The organism is Bradyrhizobium sp. STM 3557 (assembly GCF_045571465.1).
In the GTDB taxonomy this organism is placed as follows: Bacteria; Pseudomonadota; Alphaproteobacteria; order Rhizobiales; family Xanthobacteraceae; genus Bradyrhizobium.
On record NZ_CP120697.1, the window covers coordinates 3,214,936 to 3,232,263 of the forward strand.

Consider the following 17,328-nt stretch of genomic DNA (forward strand, 5'->3'; position numbering starts at 1 on the left):
ATCAGTCGCTTGAGCCGCCTTCTTGGATCTGGCGGCCGACGAGATGCACTGCGGCGCGCCAGGCGTGCCGCGTGAGCGCGTGGAGGCTTCGCAACGTATCGACACGAGCGATCGCGACATCGGCGGCCAACTCTCCGCGCGCGACCGCACCCAGCGTCGCGCTGCGATGAGTCCGCTGCAGCGTCTCCAGCTCCGCGGCAAAATGCTCGAGTTGCAGGAGCAGCTCATTGGTCGACGTCATCTTTTTCGCCGAAGGGTCGACCCCAGCCGGTGCCCCGATATCGTTCGCGATCGCGATCGCGAGTCCCATTGCGTGGGCGCATAACCCCTCCGCGCGCAGGTCATCCGGCCCACCGGGCACCGTCTTGAAGTCAGTGCCAGCCGCTGCCTCTGCCAACTGCGAGGCGTGGTCGAGTGCGTGTAAGGTGCTTGTGAGCCGCCGTTGCTCATCCTCGGTTTCCGGCGGTCCGGAGACATCCGACAAGAAGACCTGCGCCTGGCGCAGTGCGTCATCGGCTTCACGCACCGAAATGACATCCTGCTCCCGAACGGGTTCGTCCCGGATTTGCCTGACGAGCGCCGTCTCGATCGAGCCACACACCGCGGCGAGCGCGCGTGCGGTGGTGCGCCTCACGGCCTCGACAGCAACGACCGGTGTCGCAAGTGCGGACGGGTCGAGGCCTCGCGTGAGCGGCGAGCCTCGCTCCGGCAGAATGCGCTCGACCAGCCGCGTGAAGTGGTCGATCAGCGGCAGCAGGACGACGACGCCGACGAGATTATAGGCGGTGTGATAGGCAGCGAGCAGGGTGACGCCGTCAACCGTCTGCGAGGCCCGGATGAGCAGGGGCGTGACGATCGGAAACAGCAGCAGCGCTATCATGGCTGCGACCAGCTTGAACAGCACATAGGCAACCGCCAGCCGCTTGGCGGTGGTGCTGGCGCCGATCGCCGCGAGTGCGGAGCTGGTGGCCGTCCCGATGTTCTGTCCGATGATCAATGCGCAGCCCTGGTCAAGCCCGATCGCGTTGGCGAAGTAGGCCGACAACGTCACCGCGACGGCTGCGGTCGACGATTGCATGACCGCGGTCATCACCAGTCCAGCCAGGACCAACGCCAATACGCCGAGCATGCCACGCCACCATGGCGCATCGGACCCCGCGAGAACGGCGGGAAAGTCCGCCGGATGCATGCGCTCGGCCAGGCCACCCATTCCCTGCTGCAGTGTCGTCAGGCCAAGCAGCACGAGCCCGAATCCGGCCAGCGCTGCACCGGCTCCGGATACCCGGCCGCTGGCCAGAAGTTTGATCAGCGCGCCGGCGAAGATCATCGGCATGGCGGCGGCCGTGAGCGAGACGCGAACGCCGATCAGCGCGACCAGCCAGCCGGTACCTGTCGTGCCGACATTCGCGCCGAAGACGAGGCCAAGCCCTTGCTGAAAGCTCAACAGGCCGGCGCTAACGAGCCCGATCGTTGTCATGGTCGTGGCGCTCGACGACTGAACCAGAAAGGTGACCAGGGCGCCCCAGAACGAGCCGCGCAGCGGCGTCGCTGCCGCCTTGCTCAGCACGGCGCGCAGCCCGGAGCCGGCAAGCGCCTTCAGGCCTTGCGTCATGACGGTCATGCCAAGGAGAAAGAGACCAACGCCGCCAAGTGCCGAGATCGCGGTTGACATGGGCGCTTCCCGCGAGGTGACTGAGCCAGCTGTCGACCATAGCCCAGCTACTCCCTTGTTCAACAATTCAGACAGCCAACGACGCTCTCGCAGCGCAGAACGCCCGAGTGTTGCCTCGCCTCGACCCCCATGAAGTGATGAGGGCGCAGGGAATGCCGGGTGAAGGCCTCACCCATGGCCCGCCTGCAGAAAAAAAGCAGGCGGCAGTCACCACAGGTGCAGCCAGATCATCCGGCATTCCCTGCGCGATGGTTTTAACGCTTATACGCGATCTCCCCGGGGATCGGCTGTCTTGCCCCCGTCGTCGGCGCGTTGCGTGAGGCATCGCCGCCGATTTAGCGCCAGCACCGAGGCGCCAGGACCACGCGATTTCACCGTCCGCCGCCAGATCAGTCGTCTGCGCGGCATCCGCGCCTGACCTCGCTGCGTCCATCGCATTGCCGGTCCAACGTGTCGCGACGACGCGTGCGTCCCTCATCCGGACCGGAACGCGCGCAGCATAAGACTGATTTGCTGATTTTCGGAAGTGATTTATTTTCGACGGACCCTCTTGAAATAAGATTCACCTTTGAAATTGTGAGGAAATTGGGTTTTTCGGCGCAGCACTCCACCATTGTGCGCCCACGCGAACCGACGGGCTGTCGGTTAGCAATCCGCGTTCGCGCTGCTCATCGTGTGGCAGATGGCCATGACTCGATATCGCAGCCTCGATACATTCCAAGCAGCTGTTTGCCCTGGAGGAAAACTATACGGGGAGTTAGACCACCGTGACCATCGAGCCACTGTCGAACCGGCGCAGGATACATCGAATACAGCATCCGCGTCGCCTCGGGGTCAGTAAAGATGCGCCCATGCTTGCCGAAGTCCCATGCAGCATGAAAGGCGAGCTTCGCTCTTGAAGTCACGCAGATCTTGTGCGGAGCAATGGTTGCAAGGACGATCGTGCAGGCGGAGGCACAAAGGCCATCGATGACCACCGATTGACGCGCCGCGCGCAAGCTCTCATACCTTTCGATGTAGGTGCCGATCGATCCGCCTCGGTCATTGGAAATGCGGACGAAGGCATGGTTCGGTCCCGTGCCAGTGAATAAGAGCATTCCGCCGACGACCCATGCCGCAGATCTCATGTTGCTCGCTCCATGGTGTAGTGCCGCTGGTGGTTGGCAAGACTGGCGTTATCAGTACGGCACCTTGCTGGTTTCTGTGCTCAGACCTAGCTCAAGGAACCCGTGCCGCGAGGCGGGACAGATTGCGGCTTGCGCATGCAGTCGCGCACGAGCATTTGCGACGATCGTCGAGAGCGAGCCGCATATTCGAAAGCGCTGGCCGCAATCGACGGGCGGCAGCGGAGCTAGCCGCTGCCATCCCGGCCGATTTCAATATCAATACCCGTACGGGTATTGTCCGGGGCAAATGTAGTTGCCGTAAGTGTCGTAGGTGCAGGTGTTGTAACCACCGTAGTAGCCATAGGCACCGGCCGCGGCGGCTCCTACCGCTGCCGCACCTAGACCATATGCAGCGCCCCTGTAGGCGCCTCGATAAGCCGCATTGCGATAGACGCCTCGGGCAGCCGCGGTGCGCGCCACAGGGCGCCCCGGTGCGCCATAATGGCCTCCCGCCGCGCGGTATCCGCCACCCCGCACATGAGCCACGCGGGCGCCACCGCCATGGAAACCGCCGGCTCGCATACCCCCTCCGCCACCGCGGTAGCCACCGCCACCGCCACGGCGGGCATAAGCATCATCGGGAACGAGGCTCGCAGTGATAAGAACAAGTGCTGCCACTGCAGCGAGAACATATCGAAGCATGGCGTTCCTCCACGAATTGGGGTGCCGTGCATGGGCTTCAAACGATGCCTGGTCGGCACCCAACTCCGAGGCTGTGCTTCTGATCAAGTTCCGGGCTTGACTTAGATCAAGGGTGCAGCGCGTGGCGGATCAGCGGAGTGTAATCCGCCCTTGCATGCTGATGGCAAACACTGCGGCGACTTACGCCTGCGGCCAACGCGCCCTGTGCACTCAGCGAAACCCGTCGCGGACATTTCGGGGATCCCTGTGCTCACCCCATCCGACAATTACCGCGTCCGTTTCTCCGGCCGTCATTGCGAGGCACCGAAGGCGACGAAGCAATCCAGCCTTCCGTCATATTCTGGATTGCTTCGCTTCGCTCGCAATGACGAAACCGAGATCTTGTGTCGACGGTTACTACTTGAGCCCCGTTCCGATTGAATCGGAACGGGGCTCTAGCTTTTGTTTTGACGCGTTTTCTTGACGCGAACCGGTATCCACTTCGCTTGAAAACGCTCTAACTCTCAGAACCCGTACAGCCGAGTCGGATTGTCGACCAGGATCTTCTTGCGGGTCGCGGCATCCGGCGCCCAGATCGCGAGCTGGTTCAAGAGCCTTCCATCGTCGATCTGGTAGAGCGGCCGCACCTCGGTGGGCTTGATGTCGGTGCGGAGCGTCGAATCCGGATGCGGCCAGTCGGTGCCCCAGATGATGCGGTCCGGATTGGCCTCGATCAGCGCCTTCGCGAACGGCACGGCATCGGGATAATCGGGTCCTTGCGTTGATAGCCGATAGGCGCCGGAGATCTTCACATAGGCCTTGCCGCTCTTCACGAGCTCCAGCAGGTCGGCAAAGCCGGGCTGATCGAGGCCGCGCGCGGCGCTGGCGCCGCCGAAATGATCGAACACTGCCGGCACTGGCGAGGCTGCGACCTGATCCTTGATCGCCGAGATCATCGGCGTGTCGGTATAGAGCTGGACGTGCCAGCCGCGCGCCTTGACGCGGTCGACGGCGGCCTGGAAACGCGCACGCCCAATGGCGGGATCGCTGATGCCGCCGGTAGCCAGATTGATGCGGATGCCGCGGAAACCGTCTTGGCTCATCCGGTCGAGGTCCGCTTCAGGTGTCTTGTCGTCGATCACGGCGACGCCGCGCGCATCGTTGCCGCGCGCCTTCATCCCGAACAGCGTCGCCGAATTGTCCGTGCCATAGACCGAGGGCGTGACGATCACCACGCGCTGGATATGCAGCGCCTTGTGCAGCGCAGCCATTTCTTCCGGCGAGGCCGGCTCCGGCGTGTAGACGCGCCCGGCGAAGAACGGAAACTTTTCGGGATCACCATGGATATGGGTGTGGCAGTCGACCGCGCCCGCGGGAACGTCGAAGTTCACCGGCGTCGCGGGTTGTGCCGCCTTGGCATGGGCGGTTCTCGTGGTCATGGTCACTCCGGCTGCGAGGGAAGCAAGGACGAGGCTACGGCGGCTCAGCATGAGGTCCTCCCGAAATGTCACGCTCGTTGCGATGGCGCGCGGTTGAGCGAGAAGCGTGAACGGTTCCGCGTAACGAGGCAAGCGCGATGGTCGCAATTTGCGATCGGCTCATGCCTCCGTGCTGACGTTCGCCTCCCGAGGCCAATGCGAATGGACGCAGATGCGAAAGAGCTGATGATCAGCACATGAACACTTCCCTGTGATCTCGATGTCTCCCTCTCTCTGCTAGCATCGCGGCTTTCACGATGGCCCAGCCACCACGGGGGAATTGAAGACATCCTTTCAACCAGAACCGACCGTCTGCTCCCGGGCAGGTGTGCCCTACAGGCCAGCGAGCGGGAGGTGCGCCTCCGGACGTCCGTCCGAGATGCTTACCAAGAGCGAGGGACAATCATGATCAAGCTGAAAATCAACGGCCAAGAGCAGAGCTGGGATGGCGACCCGAATCTGCCGCTGCTCTGGTTTCTTCGCGACGAGGTCGGTCTGACCGGCACCAAATTCGGTTGCGGCCAGGCCTTATGCGGGGCCTGCACCGTGATGGTCGACAACGACGCGGTGCGCGCCTGCATCACCTCCGTATCCGACGTGGCCGATCGGCAGGTGACGACTATCGAAGGCCTGCATCCGACCGGAGATCATCCGGTGCAGAAGGCCTGGCGGCAGGTCAACGTTCCGCAATGCGGATTCTGCCAGGCTGGCCAGATCATGCAGGCCGCCGCGTTGCTCGCCAGCAACCCCAAGCCGTCGCATGACGAGATCCGCGAAGCGATGGCCGGCAATATCTGCCGCTGCGGTTGCTATCAACGGATCGAAAACGCCGTCCATCTCGCGTCCACGGGGGTGTGACATGAATATCATGACCAATTCGAACAAGCTTCGCGGCTTTGAAAAAGCGATTAGGGTCGAGAACGTATCGCGACGCAGCGTTCTGAAGAGTCTCGGCCTGGCCGGCAGCTTCGTGCTGGCCGCTCCGATCCTGTCGCGCCCCTCATTCGCCTACGAGACGGGTGCCGGCAAGATGCCGCATGGCGTGATGGTCGATCCCCGCGTCTTCGTCTCGCTTGCGTCAGATGGAACCGTCACCATTCTCGCCCATCGGTCGGAAATGGGCACCGGTGTTCGCACCAGCCTGCCGCTGATCGTCGCCGAGGAGATGGAGGCGGACTGGACACGCGTGCGCGTTCAGCAGGCGCATGGCGACGAAACCAAGTTCGGCAACCAGGATACAGATGGCTCCCGCAGCACCCGGCACTATCTGCTGCCGATGCGGCAGATCGGAGCGTCAGCCCGCACCATGCTGGAGCAGGCCGCAGCGAAACGCTGGAACGTGCCTGTCATGGAGGTGAAGGCGGTCAAGCACCAGGTGGTCCACGATGCCACCGGCCGGCGCCTCGGCTTCGGCGATCTCGCCGCTGACGCGGCGAAGGAGTCCGTGCCCGGCGTCGAGGGGCTGAAGCTGAAGGACCCGAAGGACTTCCGCTATCTCGGCAAGGGTGAGGTCAGCATTGTCGACCTGCACGACATCACGACCGGTAAGGCAGGCTATGGCGGCGACGTGCGCCTGCCCGGCATGAAATACGCCGTCATCGCGCGGCCGCCGGTGACCGGCGGAAAGCTGGTCTCCTTCGATTCCGACGCAGCAATGAAGGTCTCGGGCGTCGAAAAGGTGATGGAGGTCAAGGGCTGGCCCTGGCCCTCCAAATTCCAACCCTTGGGCGGCGTGGCGGTGATCGCCCGCAACACCGGCGCGGCCATCAAGGGGCGCGACGCGCTCAAGATCGTCTGGGATGACGGAGCCAATGCGAAATACGACTCCGTCGCCTATCGCGCCGAGCTCGAGGAGGCGGCACGCAAGCCCGGCCTCGTCGTCCGCAAGGAAGGCGATGTGGACGGCGCGCTGAAGAGCGCCGACAAGGTGGTCGTCGGCGAGTATTACCTGCCGCATCTCGCCCATGTCAGCATGGAGGCCCCGGTTGCGGTGGCGGACGTGAAGGGCGACAAGGCCGAGATCTGGGCGCCGGTGCAAAGTCCCGGCGGCACTCGTGAAGATGTCGCCAAGACGCTCGGCATCCCCGAGGAGAACGTCACCGTCAATGTGACGCTGCTCGGGGGCGGGTTCGGCCGCAAGTCGAAATGCGATTTCGTGCTCGAAGCAGCCTTGCTGTCGAAGGAGCTGGGCGCGCCGGTGAAGGTGCAGTGGACGCGCGAGGACGATATCCAGCATGATTTCCTGCACACGGTCTCGGTGGAGCGGATCGAGGCCGGCCTGAAGGACGGCAAGGTGATTGCCTGGCGCCACCGCAGCGTCGCGCCCAGCATCGCCTCGACCTTCGCCGCCGGCACGGTTCATCAGGCTCCATTCGAGCTAGGCATGGGCCTCATCGACGTACCGTTCGAGATCGCAAACCTGCAATGCGAAAATCCGGAAGCGGCCGCACACACGAGAATCGGCTGGTTCCGCTCGGTCTCGAACATCCCGCGCGCCTTCGCGGTGCAATCCATGGTCGCCGAGATCGCGCAGGCGACGGGGCGTGATCCCAAGGACATGCTGCTGGAGATGATCGGCTCGCCCCGGCAGGTCGATCTCTCCTCGGTGAAGGATCCCTGGAACTACGGCGAGCCTTACTCCAGCTACCCGATCGATACCGCGCGCCTGCGCAAGGTCGTCGAGCTCGTCGCGGAGAAGGGCCAGTGGGGCCGGTCCGTGCCGAAGGGACACGGGCTCGGCATTGCCGCGCATCGCAGCTTCGTCAGCTACATCGCGACCATCGTCGAGGTGGCCGTCGACGAGAAGGGCAAGCTGACCGTCCCGCGCGTGGATACCGCGATCGATTGCGGCACCTATGTCAATCCGGAACGCATCGCCTCGCAGATCGAGGGCGCGGCGATCATGGGCCTGTCCCTCGCCAAATATGGCGAGATCACCTTCAAGGACGGCCGGGTGCAGCAGAAGAACTACGATGACTTCCCGGTGGTCCGGATGGACGAGTCGCCGCTGATCACAAACGTGCACATCGTGCCGCCGGCTGCCGACACGCCGCCGAGTGGGGTCGGCGAGCCCGGCGTGCCGCCGTTCGCGCCGGCACTCATCAACGCGATCTTCGCTGCGACCGGCAAGCGCATCCGCGCCCTGCCGATCGGCAAGCAGCTGGAGGCGTGAGAGGGAACGGACGTTCGCAATCCCTGTTCATTGATCTGATCTCTTCGCAGAAGGACGGAACGATGAGCAGGATCTTCCAGGCGCTCGCGGCGATATCCATCCTCGCGGGCGCCGTCAGCCTCGCGACGCAGGCCGCCGCGGCAGAGAACAATACCCCTCCGCCGACGACGGCCACGCGTCCGGCGGCGGGCGGCCCCGATCAGAGCTCGGTGCCGAACGCTGCGCCGCCGGCCACGCGCACGCAGACCACCGGCCAATCCGGTCAGGATCCCGCGGTCAAGGAGATGAATGAGCGCGAGCGCAGCAAGGTCGAGCGCGAGGGCAAGTGATGCGCTCCGGAGCCTGATCCCGCGGGTCGCACCGACCGGGCGTTCGGCCTGATTTGGCTCGCGATGCGCGCGTGACAGCCGCTTCAGCGACCGAGCCTGCGTGCGATCTCGGCCACGTTCTCCTCTACCGGCCGCGATCCATCGAGGCGCAAAACCGGGCATGGCAGGCCGGCAAGCCAGGCCTCGTGTTTCGCTCGCGCGTGCCGTCGTCATAGTGCGATGCCCATTCGATGAACGATTCCGTCTCCTCATGTCGCCAGCCACCCGGGCTGACGGCATCGGTGCCGAAATGCGCAGCCTCGCGGGCGCGCAGCCGCTGCAGGCGGATGTCGCGTGCCGTCTGCACGAAGACCACCATATCGAACAGCGGGATCAGTTCATCGCCCCAGCCGGCCAATGAGCCGCTCAGCACCCAGTCGGCGCGCGGCAGAAACATCTCGTGCATCAGCCGCAGGCGGTCGGCCACCGCACGCTGCGTCTGGTAGGGTGGCACGGTCGGCAGCCAGAAATAGTCATCGCTGTCGTGATGCGGCAGCGCGAGGTGATCGGCCAGCGCACGGCCGAGCGTCGTCACGCCCGAGCCCGATGCGCCCATGATGTGGATGCGACGGCTTTGCATGGCAGACTCGATCACTGCCCCGACGGCGTGCGCAGGCCATGCCAGGCGTCGCGCACCTGGTGATAGTGCACCTCGGGCAGATAGTCCGGCGTGTTGAGCGCGAGGTTCTTGACGTCCAGCCGTCCGATCGCGCCGAGCAGAGTGTAGGAGGCGACAACGCGGTCGCGCTGGGCGCCGATCAGCCGCGCCTTGGCCTGGATCAGGTCGGATTGCGAGTTCAGCACGTCGACCGTGGTGCGCTGGCCGCCCTGGGCCTCCTTCGAGACACCCTGCAGCGCCACGGTGGCGGCGCGCACCTCGGCTTCCGATGCGCTGACGGCGATCTTGGCGCCTTCGTTGGCGACCCAGGCACTGATCGCTGCGGTGCGGGCCTGGTTGCGAACCTGGTCGAGCACCAGCCGGCTCTGGGCCGCGAGCTCCTTGGCCTGGCGGGTCTGCGAGGCCGCCATGCCGCCGTCATAGATCGGCGCATTGACGTTGGCGGTGATGGAGGCCTGATCGGTGCCGAAGGTGCCGAGCGTGGGATCGGAATCGCGGCTGCGACTGACACTGCCCTGCAGCGTCACGGTGGGCAGCAGCGTGCCTTCGGCAATCCGGATCGCGGTCGAGGCGACATCGACATCAAAGCCGGCCGCAGTCACCGCCGGGTTCTCCTTGGTGGCGAGCGCGATCGCATCCTCGCGGCTGCGCGGCAGCAGCCGCTCGATCGGATCGGCCGCCTTCAACGCGCCGGGCGGGCTGCCGATCACCTGCGCATAAGTCGCCTGGCTGATCGCGAGATTGACCTCGGCGGCGTTGAGATCGGCCTGGCCGCGGGCGAGCCGCGCTTCCGCCTGCGAGGCATCGGTCGGGGTGACATCGCCGGCATTGAGCCGGCGCTGGGTGATCGACAGCGTCTCTTTCAGGAAGGCCACGTTGGAGCGCTGCGCCTCGACCAGCGACTGGTTGGCGAGCACGCTTGTGTACGCGGTCACCGCATCGAGCAGCACGCTTTGGCCGACATTGCGCAGCGCCTCGCGGCCGGACTGCACCTGCAGTTCCGCCTGGCGCACGCTGTTGGCGGTCCGATTGCCGTTGAACAGGGTCTGCGTCACGGTGAGGCCGATCTGCCACGGCTTCAATGTCGCCGACTGCACGACGTTGCCGGGCAGCAGATCACGCACCGCCTGCAGGCCGGCGCCGAGATTCGCCGCGATCTGCGGTCGATAACCGGACAGCGCCTGCGGCACGTTCTCGTCGGTGCCGCGCTGGCGGGCGCGCTCGGCATTGAGCTGCGGGTTGGTCTGATAGGCCTTGACCAGGGCCGCGGCCAGATCCTCGGCGCGGGCGGGCGAGGTCGCGATCGCAATACATGCGGCCAGCACGAGACCTGCACCGCGCCCGAACGTCCTGCCACCGCCAAATTCTTTGGCTCGCCCCACCATGCGACTCCGCGCGTCCCATCAGGTCGCCTGTTTAGTGTTTAGAGGGCGGCACAGCCACAGGCAAAGAGTCGCTTTGAAAAATCCCAACTATTTCCGCAATTTAATGTTGCGGCGGCGCCACAGACATTTCGCCGCGACCGCTGCGTCACGAGCGCGCATGGGCGCCGACAGAGAGAATCCGTCGCGCACCGGCCTCGGCAACGGCCGGCGTCACCGGTTCTTGTTGACCGGCTTGCGCTTCTCGATGAAGGCCGCCATGCCTTCGGCGCGGTCTTCGAGCGCGAAAGTCGCGTGAAACAGATTGCGCTCGACGTTCAGCCCGTCCGTCAGCGTGGTCTCGAAGGCGCGGTTGACCGCCTGCTTCGCCATCGCGGCCGCCGGACGCGACATCGACGCGATCTTCTCCGCCGCTTCCATGACCTCATCCATCAACCTGTCGGCCGGCACCACGCGGCTGACGAGCCCGGAGCGCTCGGCCTCGGCCGCGTCCATCATCCTCCCGGTGAGGCAAAGATCCATCGCCTTGGACTTGCCGATCGCGCGGGTCAGGCGCTGGGTGCCGCCGATACCCGGAATAGTGCCGAGCGTGATCTCCGGCTGGCCGAATTTCGCCGTGTCGGCGGCGATGATGATGTCGCACATCATGGCGAGCTCGCAGCCGCCGCCGAGCGCATAGCCGGCGACAGCGGCAATGGTCGGCTTGCGGCATTTGGCGATACGGTCGCCGCCGATTGCCGCGAAGTCGGATGAGAACATGTCGATGAACGTCTTCGGCTGCATCTCCTTGATATCAGCGCCGGCGGCGAAGGCCTTGTCGCTGCCGGTCACGACGATGCAGCCGATGGCATCGTCCGCCTCGAGATCGTCGACCGCGGCGGCGATCTCCCGGAATACGCCGAAGGACAAGGCATTGAGCATTTTCGGGCGGTTGAGCCTGACGATGCCGACCGCGCCCTTGCTCTCGACGATGATGTGCTCGAAGACGCTCATGATCCAACCCCGCAAACGAAAATCAGCAGGCAATGTGCCCGCTGGCAGGGTGCGCTTCAAGTGGCAGCGTCGATCCCGGGCTGCGGCCGGTGCGGAGCAGACCGTCAGATCATGAACATGCGGGCAGCCGAACCCAGCGTCAGCAGGGTGCCGCAGGCGATGAAGATCTTGCCAATGATCGAGGCCTTGTCCCAGCCGGAGCTGTCGTCGCTGCTGGTCGCGACCGCATTCGCCGTTGCATCAGAGCTCGCCGTCGCGGCCGTGGTGTCGGTGTTCTCTGCGACCGTGCTGCCGGCGAACGGGGATGGAGCGGCGGGTGCGCTCTGCTGCTCGCTGGAGGCGGCGTGGACGTCTGCAGCCGACGGCGTGACGGTGCTGGCGTCCGCAGGTGCTTCGGTCGCAAGCTGCATGGTACCGTTGGCCGCCGCGTAGGAAGCGCCGGTGCCGGCAAAGCCGAACGCGGACGCCGCGATCAACGCAGCCGCAAGAATCAATGCCGAATGTCCGCTGGCTCGGATTGTCATCTCATCATCTCCCCATCCCGCCAGTCCCAGCGCGGAGTGAGACCCCGACCCGTGTCGAGAACGGGGCGGAAAAAGGGAATCTTGTCGTTTTGCCGGGCGAAAGCTGGGCAAGTGGAGGCACGCCATCGCGAAGTCGTCGAGAAGCCGCGTTCGTCGCGCGACGGCCATCATTGACGTCCTCAGAGCCGTCCTCACGCGATCACGGCTTCGTGACTGGAGCTTTGGTCACGTAACAAATTGAAAGATCGCTCGAAATGCATTTCGGGTAGGCGTGTGCGCGAACGTGACGACGAATGGACCGGCTTGATGCGGCAGGCCGTCGCCGGTGACGACGAGGCCTATCACCGTCTGCTCAGGCAGGTCACGCCGGTGTTGCGGGCCGCTGCGCGCCGTGGACTCGCGCGGGCCGGCCAGCCGGCCGATCAATCCGAGGATATCGTGCAGGAGATTCTACTCGCGGTGCATCTGAAGCGGCATACCTGGGACGTGAGCGCACCGTTCGCGCCCTGGCTGTTCGCGATCGCGCGCAACAAGCTGATCGATGCGCTGCGCCGCCGCGGCCGGCGGATCTTCGTCAACATCGACGATTTCGCCGAGACGCTGGCGGACGCGCCGGCGGCGCCACAGGTTTCCGCCGGCGAGCTGGCCGCGCAGCTGCGGACGCTGCCGCAGCGCCAGCGCGAGGTGCTGCAGTCGATCGCGGTCGAGGCCTCTTCCATCAAGCAGACGGCCGAGCGGTTCGCGATGAGCGAAGGCGCGGTGCGGGTCGCGCTGCACCGTGCGCTGTCGAGCCTTACCGCCAAGCTCAGGGATTCATGAGAATGGATACCGATCAGCTCATTCGCTCCCTTGCCGCCGACAATGCGCAGCGCGCGCTGCCGGTCGGCATCATCCTGCTGCTGGCGCTGATGGCCGCCACGCCGGTCTCGACGGCCATGCTGCTGCTGGGGCTCGGCATCCGTCCCGACATCATGGTGGCGATGCGCAACCCGTTCTTCGATCTGAAATTCGTGGTGACGATGGCGCTCGCGATCTCGGCGGCAGCGGTCAGCCTGCATCTGTCGCGGCCCGAGGCCTCGCTGCAGGGCTGGGGCTGGCTGCTGATCGCGCCGGTCGTCGTGGTGGCCGGCGGCATCGCCGGCGAGATGATGCTGCCGCAGCGGCTGCCGATGCTGACGCGGCTGGTTGGCCACAATTCGATGCTCTGCATGTCGGCCATCCCGGTGCTGTCGCTGCCGATCCTCACCGCTGCCATGATCGGACTGCGTCATGGCGCGCCGGCGCGGCCCGCGCTGGCGGGGGCGATCGCGGGGCTGCTGTCGGCCGGTGCTGCTGCGACGCTCTATGCATCCCACTGCACCGATGACTCGCCGCTGTTTGTCGCGACCTGGTACACGATCGCGACTGCGATCGTTGCCGGCATCGGCGCGCTGATCGGCCGGCGCGTGCTACGCTATTAACCGGTTATCGTAGGGATGGGTTGAGCGGAAGCGAGACCCATCACCTTTCGTCGTTATGATGATCGGTTTCGCAAACAGATCGGAAGAGTCGATCTGTTTGCTCTACCCATTCTACGTTTGCTTGATCGGCTGGTCTCAGGCGACCGGCGCAGTCGCCGGGGGCGTCGATTCCTGCATGCGGTGGAAGCGCAGCACCTGCTGCGCCGTGGAGGGCCGTAGCCGCTCATAGGTCGCCTTGCAGGAGCGCAGGTCGGTCGGCGCGCCGCCGGCGAGTTCGTCGCGCATGTCGATGATCAGCTTCACGGTCGGCCATGACAGGCCGGCGACCTTGGCGAGGATCATCACGCCCTCGGCGCGGCTTTCGACCATCATGGCCTCGGCGACCGCCACCGGGACGTTGGCCATCGCCGCGAGCGCCGCATTGGCCTCGTCGAATTTCTTCTGCTCGGCGAATTGCTCCAGCAGCGGCTCGTCGAGCCGGCCGTGCGCGTGCAGCGAGCGGACCAACGCATGGGCGATCTCGGTCTGCTCGGTGAGTGCGACCGGGGTCGAGCGCGCCAGCCTTGTCACCGTGCGCACCGCGGAGGAAATCTCCTGCGACCGCTTCGGATGGGCGGCCTCGAGCCTCGCGCGCACCGCGGCTGAAGCCTTGGCGAGTAGCTTCAGGTAAAGATGTCGCGGCAGGTTCGGCCGGATGGCGAGAAAGGCGGCCAGGTGCTCATCCTGCGCGGCGCGGTCGACCAGCTTGGTGTAGCTGCGGCTGGACAGGTCGGCGCCGGCATTCTGCACGGTCGAGCGCACCACCTCGTCGTTGCCGCGGAGCAGCAGCACGTCGGTGACGGCCCGGCTCAGCACCCGGCGGATCGAGATCGCGAGCAGATGGGCTTGGCTCTTGGTCCGCGCGGTCTGGATCAGGGTCTCGTCATCAAGGCGCTCGGATTTCGACAGCACGGGACCTGCGACCTCGATCGCGTCGTCATCGGCGAGCCGGCGCAGCGTCCGGGGCGGCGCGGTTTTGCTGGCCGCCAGGCGATTGGCGAGCAGGGATTTCGCCGACATCTCGATATGCTCGATCAGGCATTCGAAGACGTCGTCGAACAGCGCGACCTGCTGGTCGGAAAAATCGACATCGCCGTCAATGAACAGGTCGGTCACGCGCTGCAGCGTCTCAACCCGGCGGGCGACGGTGCCGTGGGCGAGCGCCGCCTGCAGTTCGTCGAGCAGGTTTTCAGTAGCGGCTGCGGATTTCGAGCTCATCGATGTCATTCGCAATGTGCTTCACGGTTTATGATCTTGGTCCAAATGAAGAGTCCCGCTCAGGGCTGCCGATGCGATTGCGGCTGCGCATTTGGCGGCATAAAGCGCGCGATCGGCGCGTAGGAGCAGGCCCGGCCGAGCAACGAGTTCCGGCCGGCGGGCGCGGACCTGAAAGGTCCGGCCCGGCCGCGATCGAGGTCAGGAGAGACGCCGCAGAGCCCATGTTCGCGCCAATCGTGGAGCCAGGCTCGAAAATTAGCGCGGAAAGCCTTGCGTTTTGGTATCTATGGCGCCTGGTTTCAGGTGCCGTCGAATGGAATTTGTCCTTGTCCAATCAGAGAAATTCGCCTCGGATCCTCCTCCGCCATGGGAGCAGGGAACAGGGGCAGGCGCGGACCGTTTCGCTGCCTGCGTTGTTCGGGACCGCCGGTAGTTGGCAACCCTCGAGGACGGCTGTTGGGAAGGGTGTAGCTGTAGTATGATGCCGATCCGGTACGAGAGATCTCGCAAAAAAGCCACCGAAAAGATGCGTTTCTGTGCGTTAGCTCACAGGGACGTGCGTATCTTTCCGGTATCCTGAAGATTTTTACGGGCCGCATCGAACCACGGGCCCCATCTTCCCGACCAACTCTGCGAGACGGCAATTGAGCGTAACACAGGCGGCATCAGACGAAACCCTGATCGCCCGGATCGCTCAAGGCGACCGGCTCGCCATGCAGGTGCTGTACGGACGGCACCATGTCAGGGTGTTCCGTTTCGGGCTCCGGCTCGTGCGGGACGAACAGGTGGCGGAGGACCTCATCAGCGAAGTCTTCCTCGACGTCTGGCGTCAGGCAGGCAAGTTCGAAGGCCGATCGGCCGTTTCGACCTGGCTGCTGGCGATCACACGCTTCAAGGCCCTGTCTGCGCTGCGGCGCAGAAAGGATGTGGAGTTGGAAGACGAGGCCGCTCACGCGATCGAGGACATGTCCGATGATCCGGAAGTGGTGGTGCAGAAGAAGGACGCCGGGAACGCGTTACGCAAGTGCCTGAGAGCGCTCTCGCCAGAGCACCGGGAGATCGTCGATCTCGTCTACTACCACGAGAAGTCCGTGGAGGAGGTGGCCGAGATCGTCAAAATCCCGGAGAACACCGTCAAGACGCGCTTGTTCTATGCGCGCAAGAAACTGGCCGAACTGTTGAAAACGGCCGGCGTTGAGCGAGGCTGGCCATGATGGCATTGAGCAAGCAGATGCAGGAGCACGACCCCAGCGAGATCGACCTCCTGCTGCCGTGGTATGCGGCCGGCACCCTGAATCCAAGCGACACCAAGCGCGTCGAGGAGGCTTTGGCCGGCGACCCGGAGCTTGCCCGGCAATATGCCGCGATCCAGCGCGAATATGCCGAGACAATTGCGCTGAACGAGAGCCTGGGCGCGCCGTCGCGGCGGGCGATGCAAAAGCTGTTCGCTGCGATCGATGCGGAGCCGGCGCAGGCGGCAAGTCCCTCCCGCAGCATTGGTCGCCGCCTGCTCGGTTTTTTCGAGAGCCTGTCGCCGCGCGCACTGGCCTTGTCGGCAAGCTTCGGCATCCTGGTCGTGCTGGCGCAGGCGGGAATCATCGCCGCCGTCATGATGCGGGGCCAGCCGGCAACCTATCAGACGGCCTCGCTGAACATCAGCGACCGCTCGGTGAGCGAGCCCTTGACCCGCGCGATCGGGCCGACGCAGCTCTCCGCGGCTTCGGTGCATGCATTGGTGCGGTTCGCGCCGGATGCGCGCATCTCCGACATCACGACGCTGCTCAACAACTACAAGGCCACGATCATCGACGGTGCCAAGGGCGGCCTGTTCACGCTGCAGCTCGGCGAGCGCCCGATGTCGAAGGACGAGGCCAGTGGCCTGATCGCCCGGCTGCAGCGCGAGAAGATCGTCAGCCTCGCGGTGGCCGCGCCATAAGCCGCATCCGTCACGGCGTTCCCGCCAAACATCCCGCCGCTATCCCGGATCGTCGTCCCTGATCGTCGTAGCGCGCGCATGCATCGGTGTGCACGGCCAAGATGACGCAGAGGACGAGCTGACTGCCGCAGCGATGCCGGCGGCTGCGACGACATCGATGCCACCGGCCCGCGACGCTTCAGCCCGGACAGCAAGAGAGCGTTTTCAAGCGAAGTGGGCGCCGGTTCGCGTGAAGAAAACGCGTCAAAACGATACGCCAGCGGTAGCGCTCCACGTTTTCGTGAACGGCCAAAATAATCCGCGAACATTTTGAACGTGCACCTGGCCGCTGGCGACAGAACTGACGTGGGAGCGGAAAACCCTCCCAGGCTATATCCGGCGCGAGCGCCCATCCACCCCAAGCGCCAATATGGCTGGACCCGTCCGGTTGTCCCCCCGGACGGGTCTTTCATTTCCGCGCCGTGTGTCTGCAAGGCCTGGTTGGTGTGTGGCCGGCGTCACCGCGCAGGCGTTGCGCGGTGTCGCGCATAGGTGCCGGAAGCCACAAAAAAATCCGCGCAATTACGGTGATCCCGGCGAAAGCCGCCTCGCTCGCTAGACTTCATTAACCTTTTCCACAAAATAATCGCGTCACGTCGAATTGATTCGTTCGGGTTGCGTCGCGTCCGTCTCCTTTCCTC

The 17,328-nt window shown here is 64.8% G+C and carries 14 protein-coding genes and 1 pseudogene; 7 read left to right on the forward strand and 8 right to left on the reverse strand.

Annotated features, from left to right (window positions below; genetic code table 11):
• Window position 1: 1 nt before the first annotated feature.
• From P6U24_RS14450 to P6U24_RS14460, 3 genes are all read right to left on the reverse strand, one after another.
• Complete coding sequence (locus P6U24_RS14450) at window positions 2-1,672, reverse strand: Na/Pi cotransporter family protein (protein WP_407159760.1); 1,671 nt, start codon at window positions 1,670-1,672, stop codon at window positions 2-4.
• A 668-nt stretch (window positions 1,673-2,340) separates the two neighbouring features.
• Complete coding sequence (locus tag P6U24_RS14455; RefSeq protein WP_407159761.1) at window positions 2,341-2,799, reverse strand: hypothetical protein; 459 nt, start codon at window positions 2,797-2,799, stop codon at window positions 2,341-2,343.
• 1,184 nt (window positions 2,800-3,983) lie between these two features.
• The gene (locus tag P6U24_RS14460) at window positions 3,984-4,949 is read right to left on the reverse strand and encodes an amidohydrolase family protein (protein ID WP_407159762.1); all 966 of its coding nucleotides are present in this window, start codon (window positions 4,947-4,949) and stop codon (window positions 3,984-3,986) included.
• Between the two features lie 393 nt (window positions 4,950-5,342).
• On the opposite strand from P6U24_RS14460, the gene P6U24_RS14465 reads away from it, so the two are divergent.
• From P6U24_RS14465 to P6U24_RS14475, 3 genes are all read left to right on the forward strand, one after another.
• Complete coding sequence (locus P6U24_RS14465) at window positions 5,343-5,795, forward strand: (2Fe-2S)-binding protein (RefSeq protein ID WP_407160460.1); 453 nt, start codon at window positions 5,343-5,345, stop codon at window positions 5,793-5,795.
• Window position 5,796: 1 nt separating this feature from the next.
• The gene (locus P6U24_RS14470) at window positions 5,797-8,109 is read left to right on the forward strand and encodes a molybdopterin cofactor-binding domain-containing protein (RefSeq protein ID WP_407159763.1); all 2,313 of its coding nucleotides are present in this window, start codon (window positions 5,797-5,799) and stop codon (window positions 8,107-8,109) included.
• Between the two features lie 62 nt (window positions 8,110-8,171).
• On the forward strand, window positions 8,172-8,438 hold the full coding sequence (locus P6U24_RS14475; protein WP_407159764.1) for a hypothetical protein: 267 nt from the start codon (window positions 8,172-8,174) through the stop codon (window positions 8,436-8,438).
• Between the two features lie 83 nt (window positions 8,439-8,521).
• On the opposite strand, the pseudogene P6U24_RS14480 reads toward P6U24_RS14475, so the two are convergent.
• The 4 genes and pseudogenes from P6U24_RS14480 to P6U24_RS14495 all read right to left on the reverse strand — a co-directional run bounded on the left by P6U24_RS14480 (window position 8,522) and on the right by P6U24_RS14495 (window position 11,995).
• Window positions 8,522-9,057 (reverse strand): annotated as a pseudogene (locus P6U24_RS14480) (hypothetical protein).
• Between the two features lie 11 nt (window positions 9,058-9,068).
• Window positions 9,069-10,481, reverse strand: a complete 1,413-nt coding sequence (locus P6U24_RS14485) for a TolC family outer membrane protein (protein ID WP_407159765.1) — start codon at window positions 10,479-10,481, stop codon at window positions 9,069-9,071.
• A gap of 210 nt (window positions 10,482-10,691) precedes the next feature.
• Window positions 10,692-11,471, reverse strand: a complete 780-nt coding sequence (locus P6U24_RS14490; RefSeq protein WP_407159766.1) for an enoyl-CoA hydratase — start codon at window positions 11,469-11,471, stop codon at window positions 10,692-10,694.
• Between the two features lie 104 nt (window positions 11,472-11,575).
• Complete coding sequence (locus P6U24_RS14495) at window positions 11,576-11,995, reverse strand: hypothetical protein (RefSeq protein WP_407159767.1); 420 nt, start codon at window positions 11,993-11,995, stop codon at window positions 11,576-11,578.
• A gap of 306 nt (window positions 11,996-12,301) precedes the next feature.
• On the opposite strand from P6U24_RS14495, the gene P6U24_RS14500 reads away from it, so the two are divergent.
• On the forward strand, window positions 12,302-12,814 hold the full coding sequence (locus tag P6U24_RS14500) for a sigma-70 family RNA polymerase sigma factor (RefSeq protein ID WP_407160461.1): 513 nt from the start codon (window positions 12,302-12,304) through the stop codon (window positions 12,812-12,814).
• Window positions 12,815-12,816: 2 nt separating this feature from the next.
• A complete protein-coding gene (locus tag P6U24_RS14505; protein ID WP_407159768.1) occupies window positions 12,817-13,455 on the forward strand; it encodes an NrsF family protein in 639 nt (212 codons plus the stop codon).
• A 135-nt stretch (window positions 13,456-13,590) separates the two neighbouring features.
• On the opposite strand, the gene P6U24_RS14510 is transcribed toward P6U24_RS14505, so the two are convergent.
• The gene (locus P6U24_RS14510; RefSeq protein ID WP_407159769.1) at window positions 13,591-14,712 is read right to left on the reverse strand and encodes a DUF2336 domain-containing protein; all 1,122 of its coding nucleotides are present in this window, start codon (window positions 14,710-14,712) and stop codon (window positions 13,591-13,593) included.
• Window positions 14,713-15,356: 644 nt separating this feature from the next.
• Between P6U24_RS14510 and P6U24_RS14515 the strand changes: the two genes are divergently transcribed.
• Together P6U24_RS14515 and P6U24_RS14520 are read left to right on the forward strand one after the other, a co-directional pair.
• On the forward strand, window positions 15,357-15,926 hold the full coding sequence (locus P6U24_RS14515) for a sigma-70 family RNA polymerase sigma factor (RefSeq protein ID WP_407159770.1): 570 nt from the start codon (window positions 15,357-15,359) through the stop codon (window positions 15,924-15,926).
• Entirely contained in the window at window positions 15,923-16,648 is a 726-nt protein-coding gene (locus P6U24_RS14520) for a hypothetical protein (RefSeq protein ID WP_407159771.1), read from the forward strand. The genes P6U24_RS14515 and P6U24_RS14520 overlap by 4 nt, the downstream gene beginning before the upstream one ends.
• Window positions 16,649-17,328 lie beyond the last annotated feature (680 nt).

Excerpts from the sequence above, each read along its gene's own strand:
- P6U24_RS14450 (WP_407159760.1), bottom strand. The coding sequence starts at position 1,672 with ATGTCAACCGCGATCTCGGCACTTGGCGGCGTTGGTCTCTTTCTCCTT.
- P6U24_RS14455 (WP_407159761.1), bottom strand. The coding sequence starts at position 2,799 with ATGAGATCTGCGGCATGGGTCGTCGGCGGAATGCTCTTATTCACTGGC.
- P6U24_RS14460 (WP_407159762.1), bottom strand. The coding sequence starts at position 4,949 with ATGCTGAGCCGCCGTAGCCTCGTCCTTGCTTCCCTCGCAGCCGGAGTG.
- P6U24_RS14465 (WP_407160460.1), top strand. The coding sequence starts at position 5,343 with ATGATCAAGCTGAAAATCAACGGCCAAGAGCAGAGCTGGGATGGCGAC.
- P6U24_RS14470 (WP_407159763.1), top strand. The coding sequence starts at position 5,797 with ATGAATATCATGACCAATTCGAACAAGCTTCGCGGCTTTGAAAAAGCG.
- P6U24_RS14475 (WP_407159764.1), top strand. The coding sequence starts at position 8,172 with ATGAGCAGGATCTTCCAGGCGCTCGCGGCGATATCCATCCTCGCGGGC.
- P6U24_RS14485 (WP_407159765.1), bottom strand. The coding sequence starts at position 10,481 with ATGGTGGGGCGAGCCAAAGAATTTGGCGGTGGCAGGACGTTCGGGCGC.
- P6U24_RS14490 (WP_407159766.1), bottom strand. The coding sequence starts at position 11,471 with ATGAGCGTCTTCGAGCACATCATCGTCGAGAGCAAGGGCGCGGTCGGC.
- P6U24_RS14495 (WP_407159767.1), bottom strand. The coding sequence starts at position 11,995 with ATGACAATCCGAGCCAGCGGACATTCGGCATTGATTCTTGCGGCTGCG.
- P6U24_RS14500 (WP_407160461.1), top strand. The coding sequence starts at position 12,302 with ATGCGGCAGGCCGTCGCCGGTGACGACGAGGCCTATCACCGTCTGCTC.
- P6U24_RS14505 (WP_407159768.1), top strand. The coding sequence starts at position 12,817 with ATGGATACCGATCAGCTCATTCGCTCCCTTGCCGCCGACAATGCGCAG.
- P6U24_RS14510 (WP_407159769.1), bottom strand. The coding sequence starts at position 14,712 with ATGAGCTCGAAATCCGCAGCCGCTACTGAAAACCTGCTCGACGAACTG.
- P6U24_RS14520 (WP_407159771.1), top strand. The coding sequence starts at position 15,923 with ATGATGGCATTGAGCAAGCAGATGCAGGAGCACGACCCCAGCGAGATC.